Origin of the sequence: Haemophilus sp. HMSC066D02 (assembly GCF_001810545.1) — a bacterium.
GTDB lineage: Bacteria > Pseudomonadota > Gammaproteobacteria > Enterobacterales > Pasteurellaceae > Haemophilus_D.
This window is the reverse complement of the sequence record NZ_KV801805.1, coordinates 202317-213920: the sequence shown is the minus strand read 5'-3', so window position 1 is coordinate 213920 and position 11604 is coordinate 202317. Positions and strand designations below refer to the sequence as shown.

Below are 11604 nucleotides of genomic sequence, written 5' to 3'. Positions count from 1 at the left end.
GGCTGAATAATAAGACTAAAGTGCGGTTGAAAATCCTCTTAATTTTTAACCGCACTTTTTATCTTAAAACAAATATGAAGATACAAAATACTTTCAAAGCAAATGTTATTTGGGGCAGTTTAGGTTTTAGTTTAGCGATTATTGCAGCCCTTTTATTTGATACGCAGCAAACGATATCTTATCTTGCTGCGGCGAAAGCCTTTATTTTCTCTCAATTTAGCTGGTTTTATATTTTACTGAGTGCATTTTTTCTATTCTTTTTACTTTTCTTGGCGTTAGGACGATACGGCGATATTAAACTTGGGAGTGATGAGGAAGAACCAGAGTTTAAATTAGGTTCTTGGATTGCATTACTCTTCACCTCTGGAATTGGTATTGGCATTGTTTTTCTTGGTGTTGCTGAACCGCTTTCACATTTTCTTTCACCAATAGGTGAATATGAGAAAGTTCGAACGGCATTATTTTTTAGTATTTTTCATTGGAGTATCAGTGCTTGGGCTATTTATGGATTAATTGCACTTACGATTGCTTATTTCGGATTTCGCTATAAATTACCCTTTTCTTTACGCTCTTGTTTTTATCCCTTACTGAAAGAAAAGATTAATGGAAAAGTGGGGGATGTCATTGATATTCTCGGGATTTGTACCACCTTATTTGGCGTAGTCGCAACCTTAGGTTACAGTGCGATTCGGTTGGCTGCCGCATTCCACTCAATGCATTTATTGGATAACTCACCGTATTTGGTTCCCCTTATTTTAGTGAGTGTTTTTATCATTGCTATCTTAATTTCACTGCAAGGGATTGCCAACGGATTCCGTATTCTTAGTGAGCTAAATCTAGGCGTTACCTTTCTCTTTATGCTATTGGTTTTGCTATTCGGTCCAACAATATATTTAATTTCGGCTTTTACGGAAAATATTGGTACCTATTTAAGCGGTTTAATTAGAGTTGGCTTCAAGGCTTATGCCTATGATGTAGAACATCTAGATTGGTTTATGGATTGGACGGTTTTTTACTGGGCATGGTGGTTTTCATGGGCGCCAGGCTTTGGGATTTTTATCGCACGGATTTCTCGCGGACGAACTTTACGGGAGTTTATTTTCGGCGTATTGATGGTGCCAAGTTTATTCTTTGTTTTATGGTTCACAGTATTTGGAAATGGGGCCATTTGGGTTAATGAACATCTTGCTGAGGGGGCATTAGGCCAAGCTGTAAATAATGTGGGATCACTTCTTTTTGATTTTTTGAGTTATTTGCCCTATTCCGGTTTAACTAAAACGTTAGCTTTATTTATTATCACACTCTTTTTTATCGTCACCATTAACTTTGGTATTTATACGCTTAATAATATCGCAATTGAAGACAAAAGCCAGGTTTCACCTCGTTGGCAATCTATGTTTTGGGGTGGTTTATTGTCAGCAGTTACGTTTGTTCTTTATCTTTTTGGCGGTATTGAAATACTACAATCAACGATGTTGTTTTTCTCTTTACCCTTTGCTCTGTTGATGTCTGTGATGGCATGGAGTTTGTTGAAGGGCTTACGATTTGAACGTCAATATTATTCCACAAAGGTTTCAGATTTGTGGACAGGTGCAAACTGGCGTAGCCGTTTAAGACAGTTAGTGATTGAACCTAAGCGAGATGATACCATTTTACATTTAAAAACAACGGCGCTTTTGGCAATGAGAGAGCTGCGCCAGTTACTCATCGGTACCTATGGTTTAAATGTGACCTTACAGCAACATTTGGGTCGTGATAATAATCAACTGGTTCTTTCTATTGAAAATGGATTAGCAGAAGATTTTTTTTACCAAATTACCTTATTCGAGAAGCCTGAGCCTGAAACTGCACAAGTTCATCATGCATTAATGGTTTCAACTAATATTCAATTGGACGGTTATCCTTTGAATATTACAAATGAAGAGGATTTGATCGTGGACATCTTGCAATGTTATGAGCGATACATGAAAGAACTGGATTTTGTTATTTCATAATTCCTGTCTCATGAGCAAACAGAACTGGCTGAATAATAAGACTAAAGTGCGGTTGAAAATAACATTATTTTTTGACCGCACTTTTAAAATTACCTCTTGAGACAAATGCATAAAAAGAGTATATTCAAGCCCAAATTTTCAATTTAATTCTAACGGAGTTTTTCTATGTTTGGTTTATCCCCAGCACAAATGATTATTTTATTAGTCGTGATTTTATTAGTATTCGGTACCAAAAAATTACGCAATGCGGGATCTGATCTTGGCGCAGCAGTAAAAGGCTTTAAAAAAGCGATGTCTGATGATGAGCCGAAAAAAGATGCGGAATTTACTCAAATTAAAGACGGTACAAACACCGCTGAAAAAACTGAAACTGTAAAAGATAAAGAACAGGCATAACCGTGTTTGATATTGGTTTTTCCGAACTTGTTTTATTGATGCTTGTGGGCTTGGTGGTGCTAGGCCCTAAGCGTTTACCTGTGGCTATTCGCACGGTAATGGGCTGGGTGAAAACGATCCGTGGATTGGCAGCTAATGTTCAAAATGAATTAAAACAAGAGCTTAAATTGCAAGAATTGCAAGATAGCATTAAGAAAGCGGAACAACTGAATCTAAAACAGCTTTCCCCAGATTTAAGTAAAACCGTTGAAGAGCTGAAAGAGCAAGCTCAAAAAATGCGTGCAGAGTTAGAAGAAAAAGCGGCTGCAGCAGGAACAACGGTGGAAGAGCAAATTAAAGAAATTAAAAGTGCGGCTGAAAATCCGGCTGATTCTGCGGAAAAACTTGAGGTAAGAGCACAAGAAACAGCAGAGGAAGCGGTTGAAACAGCATCCACAGAACATGCAGAGAATGGAACTGCCGAAGTTTTGGAATCTGCAAAAACAGAAGTGGATTTGACCGCACTTGAACCTCGTGAACAAGCTGAATTAACTGAGCGTTTATCCGATTACTATTCGCCGGATGATGTGGAGCTACAGCCAGCACCCAAATCTGAAGCGAAGTCCTAGAGAATAATTATGAGCAATATGACGGACGATTCCCAACCGTTAATTACCCATCTTGTTGAACTCAGAAACCGCTTATTACGTTGTGTAATTTGTATTTTAGTGGTTTTTGTGGCGTTGGTTTATTTTTCTAATGATATTTATCATTTTGTCGCAGCACCTTTAACGGCAGTAATGCCAAAGGGTGCAACGATGATTGCAACCAATATTCAAACGCCATTCTTTACTCCAATTAAATTAACCGCGATTGTTTCGGTGTTTATTTCTGTACCTTATTTGCTTTATCAAATTTGGGCATTTGTTGCACCAGCACTGTATCAACATGAAAAACGTTTAATTTATCCGTTATTATTTTCCAGTACAGTTTTATTCTATTGCGGTGTAGCGTTTGCTTATTATGTTGTTTTCCCTTTCGTGTTTAGTTTCTTTACGCAAACTGCACCAGAAGGGGTAGCTATCGCCACAGATATCAGCAGTTACCTTGATTTTGCTTTAGCATTATTCTTGGCATTTGGTGTGTGTTTTGAAGTACCTGTTGCGATTATTTTGCTTTGTTGGACAGGTGTAACCACGACGAAAGCATTGGCTTCAAAACGTCCTTATATTATTGTGGGAGCGTTCTTTGTTGGCATGATCTTAACGCCACCAGACGTGTTCTCTCAAACTTTACTTGCTGTACCAATGTGTCTTCTCTTTGAATTAGGCTTGTTAGTTGCACGTTTCTATCAACCGAAAGAGGATGAAGAAGAGGCAACTAATGAAGAACGTGCGGTAGAAAATCAGGGTGATTTGAATCACAAAGATTAAGAAAATGGGCGTAGGTGATACGCCCTTTTAACATCATAAAAACAGGAAATATTATTATGACTCAACAAATTTTAGGCGGTTTTCCAACCCGTCGTCTTCGTCGTTTACGTAAACATGATTTTAGTCGCCGTTTAGTGGCAGAAAATACCTTAACCGCGAATGATTTAATTTATCCGGTATTTATCATTGAAGGCGAAAATCATCGTGAACCAGTTCCTTCTATGCCTAAAGTTGAACGTTTAACGATCGATCAGTTATTAATCGAAGCCGGTCTTTTAGTGAAATACGGCGTACCAGTGATCTCATTATTCCCTGTAGTTGAGCAAGATAAAAAATCGTTAATGGCGGATGAGGCATTTAACCCGAATGGTTTGGTACAGCGTGCAGTGAGAGCATTGAAAGCTGCTTATCCAGAATTGGGTGTATTAACAGATGTCGCACTCGATCCTTACACGCTACACGGACAAGACGGTATCATTGATGAAGAAGGCTATGTCTTAAACGATATTACAACAGATATCCTGATTAAACAGGCTGTTTCACACGCTGAAGCTGGGGCTGATATTGTGGCACCGAGTGATATGATGGATGGACGTATTGGTCGTATTCGTCAGGCGTTGGAAGAAAATGGTCATATCAATACGCAAATTATGGCGTACTCCGCAAAATATGCGTCTAATTATTATGGCCCATTCCGTGATGCAGTCGGTTCTGCTGGTAACCTGAAAGGTGGTGACAAGAAAACCTATCAACTTGATCCAGCCAACGGTAATGAAGGCTTGCAAGAAGTGGCTCTTGATTTACAAGAAGGGGCAGATATGGTGATGGTAAAACCAGGTATGCCATATTTAGACATGGTATATCGTGTGAAAGACTATTTCGGCGTGCCAACCTTTGCTTATCAAGTTTCTGGTGAATATGCGATGCATATGGCAGCCATTCAAAATGGTTGGTTGAAAGAAAAAGAATGCATTATGGAATCATTGCTTTGCTTTAAACGTGCGGGTGCAGACGGTATTTTGACGTATTTTGCGAAGCAAGTCGCTGAATGGCTTTACTTAGAAGGTAAAAATAAATAAGCACTTTTTAACTTGAAGTGCTAATCCAGGTGCTAATTTTAGATGCCGTCTAATAAAAACGAGAAAATATTAAATGTTTTCTCGTTTTTTATTTTTTCTTCATTTTTTCTATAAAAAAACTATTGCCTAGTTGATTTTTCTATTGTTATATTGATGACACGCCGCAACAAGACGGTGATAAATAAAATAACGTTACACACATCATATTAACTCACTACTAGAAGGAAAATCCTATGTCAGCAGTAGCATCATTAGACGCATTTCTTGAAAAAGTGGCTCAACGTGACGGCCACCAACCTGAATTTTACAAGCCGTTCGTGAAGTCTTCACGTCAATCTGGCCTTTCTTGGAAGCAAACCCTAAATACCGTTCAGAAGCTTTATTAGAGCGTTTAGTTGAGCCAGAGCGCGCAATCCAATTCCGTGTGGCATGGACTGATGATAAAGGCCAAGTTCAAGTAAACCGTGCTTTCCGTGTGCAATTCAACAGTGCAATTGGTCCTTTTAAAGGTGGCATGCGTTTCCATCCATCCGTTAACTTATCAATCTTAAAATTCTTAGGTTTTGAACAGATCTTTAAAAATGCCTTAACCACATTGCCAATGGGCGGTGCGAAAGGCGGCTCAGATTTTGATCCTAAAGGAAAATCAGATGCTGAAGTGATGCGTTTCTGCCAAGCGTTAATGGCTGAATTGTATCGTCATGTTGGCCCAGATACCGATGTGCCCGCCGGTGATATTGGTGTAGGTGGTCGTGAAGTAGGCTATCTTGCAGGCTATATGAAAAAATTATCAAACCAAGCTGCTTGCGTGTTTACTGGTCGTGGTCTTTCATTCGGTGGAAGTTTAATTCGTCCAGAAGCAACGGGGTATGGATTGGTTTATTTTGCCCAAGCAATGCTTGCAGAGAAAGGGGATAGCTTCCAAGGTAAAACGGTTTTAGTTTCCGGTTCGGGTAACGTGGCGCAATATGCGATTGAAAAAGCGATGGCGCTCGGTGCGAAAGTCGTAACCTGTTCTGACTCTGCGGGTTATGTGTATTTACCTGAAGGATTCGATCGTGAAAAATTAGAAGCTTTATTAGAGCTCAAAAATGTAAAACGTGGTCGAGTAGAAGAGTTTGCAAAACAATTCGGTCTTCAATATTTTGCAGGCAAACGTCCTTGGGAAGTGAAAGCAGATATTGCACTTCCTTGCGCAACCCAAAATGAATTAGAGATTTCAGATGCGAAAGCCTTAATCTCAAATGGAGTGAAATTAGTCGCAGAAGGTGCAAACATGCCAACCACTATCGAAGCGACAGAAGCATTCTTAGAGGCTGGTGTATTATTTGGCCCAGGTAAAGCAGCTAATGCAGGTGGTGTTGCGACATCAGGCTTAGAGATGGCGCAAAGTTCACAACGTTTATACTGGACGGCTGAAGAAGTGGATAAACAGCTTCATCGTATCATGTTAGATATTCATGCAAACTGTAAAAAATACGGTTCAGCAGAAGGCCAAGCAAACATTAACTACGTAGTTGGCGCAAACGTAGCAGGCTTTGTAAAAGTAGCCGATGCAATGTTGGCTCAAGGGGTTTATTAATCCAATAAATTAATGAAAAATTGACCGCACTTTGTGATGAAGTGCGGTCATTTTTTATGGTGAATTTCTCAAGTAGAAATAGGCTATTGGCTTGCTTTTTTGCTCAAAAAGTGTAAAATCTTCAGGCTTTTTGTCTATATATACAGAGAAAAAAGTAAGCTATATTCTTAAATCACTTTCGAGTTTGAGAATATTCTTTTAGTAATTAAACATTTAGAGGAAGGTTATGGTAACCATTCGTTTATCTCGTGGCGGAGCTAAAAAACGCCCATTTTATCAAATCGTAGTAGCTGACAGTCGTTCACCACGTGACGGTCGTTTCATTGAGCGTGTAGGTTTCTTCAACCCAATCGCACAAGGTAACGCAGAACGTCTTCGTGTTGATCTTGAGCGTGTAAACCACTGGGTTGCTCAAGGTGCATCACTTTCAGACCGTGTTGCAACTTTGGTAAAAGAAGCTCAAAAAGCATAATCTCGCTTTTTGATTTAGTTCTTAAACTAAGATAGGTGAAAAATATGGAACAACAACGCATTGAAGTTGTGGGCAAATTAGGCTCAACCTACGGTATTCGTGGGTGGTTACGTATTTATTCATCAACAGAACAAGCTGAAAGCATTTTTGATTATCAACCTTGGTTTTTAAAAATCAAAGGTGAATGGCAGCCAACTGAATTAGAAAACTGGCGCCATCATAATCACGAAATCATCGTTAAATTAAAAGGCGTTGATGACCGTGAAGCCGCACAAATTTTAGCAAATGTTGAAATTGGTGTGGATTTATCTGTTTTCCCTGAACTGGAAGAGGGCGATTATTACTGGCACGATTTAATCGGTTGTTCAGTCGTCAACCTAGAAGGTTATACAATGGGAACGGTAACAGAGATGATGGAAACTGGCTCTAATGATGTGTTAGTGGTGAAAGCCAATACCAAGGATGCTTTTGGAAAACAAGAGCGGTTAATTCCGTTCTTGTATGAACAAGTAGTTAAAAGAGTCGATCTCACCACGAAAACAATTGAAGTGGATTGGGACGCTGGTTTCTAATCTCAAGTATGCACAAACGTAATGTAGTAGGCTTTTTATGTGGATAGGGGTGATTTCATTATTCCCCGAAATGTTTAAAGCGATTACGGAATTTGGGGTTACAGGAAGAGCCGTAAAACATAATCTTCTGCAAGTAGAATGTTGGAATCCAAGAGATTTTACATTCGACAAGCATAAAACCGTGGATGACCGTCCTTATGGTGGTGGTCCGGGAATGCTGATGATGGTGCAACCTTTACGGGATGCGATTCATGCTGCGAAAGCAGCGGCAGGAGAAGGCGCAAAGGTGATTTACCTTTCGCCACAAGGACGTAAACTCGATCAAGGCGGCGTAACCGAGCTTGCTCAAAATCAGAAATTGATTTTGGTATGTGGACGTTACGAAGGTATTGATGAGCGATTGATTCAAACTGAAATCGATGAAGAATGGTCAATTGGTGATTACGTTCTAACCGGTGGGGAATTGCCGGCAATGACATTAATTGATGCTGTTGCACGTTTTATTCCCGGTGTATTAGGCAAACAAGCCTCCGCAGAAGAAGATTCTTTTGCAGACGGTTTATTAGATTGCCCGCATTACACCAGACCGGAAGTGTTAGAAGGATTAACTGTACCACCTGTGCTGATGTCGGGACATCACGAAGAAATTCGGAAATGGCGATTAAAACAATCGCTACAAAGAACGTGGCTCCGACGCCCTGAGCTCTTAGAAGGCCTAGCTCTGACTGACGAACAACGTAAACTGTTAAAAGAGGCGCAAGCCGAATATAACAGTTAGTTTCAGTTACATCTAGGATCAATAAAGGATCAAACAATGTCTAACATTATCAAACAACTTGAACAAGAACAATTAAAACAAAACGTACCTAGCTTCCGCCCAGGTGATACTTTAGAAGTTAAAGTATGGGTAGTTGAAGGTAGCAAACGTCGTTTGCAAGCATTCGAAGGCGTGGTTATTGCAATTCGTAACCGTGGCTTGCACTCAGCATTCACTTTACGTAAAATTTCTAACGGCGTGGGTGTTGAGCGTGTATTCCAAACTCACTCTCCAGCTGTAGATTCTATCGCTGTTAAACGTAAAGGTGCAGTACGTAAAGCTAAACTTTACTACTTACGTGAACGTTCAGGTAAATCTGCTCGTATTAAAGAGCGTTTGGGCGAATAATTCGCAAAATAAAAAAGGCTTGGTTCTCCAAGCCTTTTTTGTTTTTAAGTGCGGTCAAATTAAGACCGCTTCATAATTTCAAAAAACTCATCGTTAGTTTTTGCCACCATAAGTTTGTCGATGAGGAATTCCATCGCTTCCACTTCACCCATTGGGTTAAGGATTTTGCGTAGAATCCACATTTTTTGTAATTCATCTGGTGTGGTAAGTAAATCTTCTTTACGCGTACCAGAACGGTTGAAGTCGATTGCTGGGAAAACACGTTTTTCTGCAATTTTGCGAGAAAGATGCAATTCCATGTTACCAGTACCTTTAAATTCTTCAAAGATAACCTCATCCATTTTTGAACCGGTATCCACAAGTGCGGTTGCAATAATGGTTAAACTACCACCTTCTTCCACATTACGCGCCGCACCAAAGAAACGTTTTGGACGATGTAGAGCATTTGCATCCACACCACCAGAAAGAATTTTACCAGATGCTGGCGTAACAGTATTGTAAGCACGTGCCAAACGCGTGATAGAGTCGAGTAGAATCACCACATCTTTTTTATGCTCTACAGAACGTTTTGCTTTCTCGATAACCATTTCTGCCACTTGAACGTGACGAGCAGCGGGTTCATCAAAGGTTGAGGCAATCACTTCACCTTTTACTGAACGTTGCATTTCCGTGACTTCTTCTGGACGCTCATCGATTAAAAGCACAATAAGTTCACATTCAGGGTAGTTGTGTGTAATGCTTTGTGCAATGTTTTGTAGCAACATAGTTTTACCGGCTTTTGGCGGAGCCACGATAAGACCACGCTGACCTTTACCAATCGGAGAGGCTAAATCCAAAATACGCGCGGTTAAATCTTCGGTTGAGCCATTACCACGTTCCATTCTTAAACGGGAATTCGCATGTAATGGGGTTAAGTTTTCGAAAAGGATTTTGCTACGAGATACTTCAGGTTTGTCATCATTGACTTGGTCGACTTTTAAAAGTGCAAAATAGCGTTCGCCCTCTTTTGGTGGACGGATTTTACCTTCAATTTTATCACCAGTTTGAAGATTGAAGCGACGAATTTGACTTGGAGAAACGTAGATGTCATCAGGACCAGCAAGGTAGGAACTGTCTGCGGAGCGTAAGAAACCGAAACCATCGGGTAAAATCTCCAACACGCCGCCGCCAAAAATATCTTCACCGCTCTTTGCGTGTTGTTTCAAAATAGCAAAAACAATATCTTGTTTACGTAAACGGGCAAGATTTTCCAAACCCATTTGTTCTTCGCCAAGTTTCACAAGATCAGAAACAGGCGTATTTTTAAGTTCTGTAAGATGCATAATTAATAATGTTGGAACGAATAAGAGTTGATAATACTGAAATGTTTGAATGGTGGGCAATGCCCTTAAGAATGGTGCGTAAATTACCACTAAAATCTCATACTGTCTAGTTTTTGTTAGAAAAAACAGGGTAAAATAGCAAACTACGAAGAGATTATTATTGCACGCTGATTAATTATGCGTAATAATTGAATAATTAATCAATGTTAAAATTAAAAGAAGGATAACTTATGGCTCTCTGGGGTGGTCGTTTTACACAAGCGGCAGATAAACGTTTTAAAGATTTTAATGATAGCCTGCGTTTTGATTATCGTTTGGCAGAGCAAGATATTGAGGGCTCTATTGGCTGGTCTAAAGCGTTAGTCAACGTTGGTGTATTAAGTGCTGAAGAGCAACAACAGCTAGAAGTTGCCTTAAATGAATTATTAATTGAAGTGCGGTCAAATCCACAGGCGATTTTGCAAGATGATGCAGAAGATATTCATAGTTGGGTGGAAAGTAAGCTTATCGATAAAGTGGGTAATTTAGGTAAAAAATTACACACAGGCCGTAGCCGTAATGACCAAGTTGCACTTGATATTAAAATGTGGTGCAAACAACGTGTAACGGAGTTGCAAGCATCTATTCGTAATCTTCAACGTCATTTGGTGCAAACAGCGGAAAAGACGCAAGATGCAGTGATGCCGGGTTATACCCATTTACAACGTGCACAACCAATCACTTTTGCCCATTGGTGTATGGCTTATGTAGAAATGTTTGAGCGTGATTATTCACGTCTCGCTGATGCTTATAAACGCATGAATAGCTGCCCATTAGGTAGTGGTGCACTTGCGGGGACAGCCTATGCAGTCGATCGTGAACTATTAGCCTCAGATTTAGGTTTTGCTTTTGCGACGCGTAATAGTTTGGATAGCGTCTCTGATCGTGACCATATTGTGGAATTACTCTCAACGGCATCTTTAAGTATGGCGCATCTTTCTCGCTTTGCAGAAGATATGATTATTTTCAACAGTGGTGAAGCGAATTTTGTCGAATTGTCAGATCGTGTAACTTCAGGTTCCTCTTTAATGCCACAAAAGAAAAATCCAGATGCTTGTGAATTGATTCGTGGTAAAGCAGGCCGTGTCATGGGGGCATTAACAGGTATGTTGATGACCTTAAAAGGTTTACCATTAGCGTATAACAAAGATATGCAAGAAGACAAAGAAGGGATCTTTGATGCGTTAGATACCTGGCAAGATTGCGTAGATATGGCGACTTTTGTACTAGATGAATTAAAAGTGAATACCGACCGTACACGCGAAGCCGCTTTAAAAGGTTATTCAAATGCAACAGAGCTAGCGGATTACCTTGTGGCAAAAGGCGTGCCATTCCGTGATTCTCATCATATTGTCGGTGAAACCGTGGTTTATGCCATTGAAAAAGGAAAAGCCTTGGAAGACTTAACCATTCCTGAATTCCGTCAATTCAGTGATGTGGTAGGGGATGATGTCTATGACATTCTTTCGCTACAATCTTGTTTAGATAAACGTTGTGCGAAAGGTGGGGTTTCACCACTTCGTGTAGCAGAAGCGATTGCAGAAGCAAAAGCGAGATTAGCTTAATTAGCG

The 11604-nt window shown here is 40.0% G+C and carries 11 protein-coding genes and 1 pseudogene; 11 read left to right on the top strand and 1 reads right to left on the bottom strand.

Translation table 11 applies throughout. The annotated features are described in order from the left end of the window. From HMPREF2750_RS03685 to rplS, 10 genes and pseudogenes are all read left to right on the top strand, one after another. A partial coding sequence (locus tag HMPREF2750_RS03685) for a BCCT family transporter (protein WP_261660620.1) occupies nt 1-1994 on the top strand: 1994 nt, incomplete at its 5' end. A 165-nt stretch (nt 1995-2159) separates the two neighbouring features. Continuing rightward, nucleotides 2160-2390 (top strand): twin-arginine translocase TatA/TatE family subunit, encoded by a 231-nt coding sequence (gene tatA / locus HMPREF2750_RS03680; RefSeq protein ID WP_005697873.1) that lies wholly within the window; start codon nt 2160-2162, stop codon nt 2388-2390. A gap of 2 nt (nt 2391-2392) precedes the next feature. Further along, complete coding sequence (gene tatB / locus HMPREF2750_RS03675) at nt 2393-2998, top strand: Sec-independent protein translocase protein TatB (protein WP_070582598.1); 606 nt, start codon at nt 2393-2395, stop codon at nt 2996-2998. A 9-nt stretch (nt 2999-3007) separates the two neighbouring features. After that, complete coding sequence (tatC, locus tag HMPREF2750_RS03670) at nt 3008-3802, top strand: twin-arginine translocase subunit TatC (protein ID WP_070582597.1); 795 nt, start codon at nt 3008-3010, stop codon at nt 3800-3802. A 56-nt stretch (nt 3803-3858) separates the two neighbouring features. After that, nucleotides 3859-4881, top strand: a complete 1023-nt coding sequence (hemB, locus tag HMPREF2750_RS03665) for a porphobilinogen synthase (RefSeq protein WP_049363661.1) — start codon at nt 3859-3861, stop codon at nt 4879-4881. A gap of 233 nt (nt 4882-5114) precedes the next feature. After that, nucleotides 5115-6463: pseudogene (gene gdhA / locus HMPREF2750_RS03660) on the top strand (NADP-specific glutamate dehydrogenase). Between the two features lie 226 nt (nt 6464-6689). Continuing rightward, the gene (rpsP, locus tag HMPREF2750_RS03655; RefSeq protein ID WP_005697005.1) at nt 6690-6935 is read left to right on the top strand and encodes a 30S ribosomal protein S16; all 246 of its coding nucleotides are present in this window, start codon (nt 6690-6692) and stop codon (nt 6933-6935) included. A 44-nt stretch (nt 6936-6979) separates the two neighbouring features. After that, the gene (gene rimM, locus HMPREF2750_RS03650) at nt 6980-7507 is read left to right on the top strand and encodes a ribosome maturation factor RimM (protein WP_065244522.1); all 528 of its coding nucleotides are present in this window, start codon (nt 6980-6982) and stop codon (nt 7505-7507) included. A 37-nt stretch (nt 7508-7544) separates the two neighbouring features. Next, entirely contained in the window at nt 7545-8285 is a 741-nt protein-coding gene (gene trmD, locus HMPREF2750_RS03645; protein ID WP_049367234.1) for a tRNA (guanosine(37)-N1)-methyltransferase TrmD, read from the top strand. A 36-nt stretch (nt 8286-8321) separates the two neighbouring features. Next, entirely contained in the window at nt 8322-8672 is a 351-nt protein-coding gene (gene rplS / locus HMPREF2750_RS03640; RefSeq protein WP_005697898.1) for a 50S ribosomal protein L19, read from the top strand. 59 nt (nt 8673-8731) lie between these two features. Here the strand turns inward: rplS and rho are convergent, their stop codons facing one another. Next, nucleotides 8732-9994, bottom strand: coding sequence for a transcription termination factor Rho (rho, locus tag HMPREF2750_RS03635; protein WP_005695393.1), 1263 nt, complete (start codon nt 9992-9994; stop codon nt 8732-8734). Nucleotides 9995-10224: 230 nt separating this feature from the next. On the opposite strand from rho, the gene argH reads away from it, so the two are divergent. After that, entirely contained in the window at nt 10225-11598 is a 1374-nt protein-coding gene (gene argH, locus HMPREF2750_RS03630) for an argininosuccinate lyase (protein ID WP_070582596.1), read from the top strand. The last annotated feature ends 6 nt before the right edge of the window (nt 11599-11604 follow it).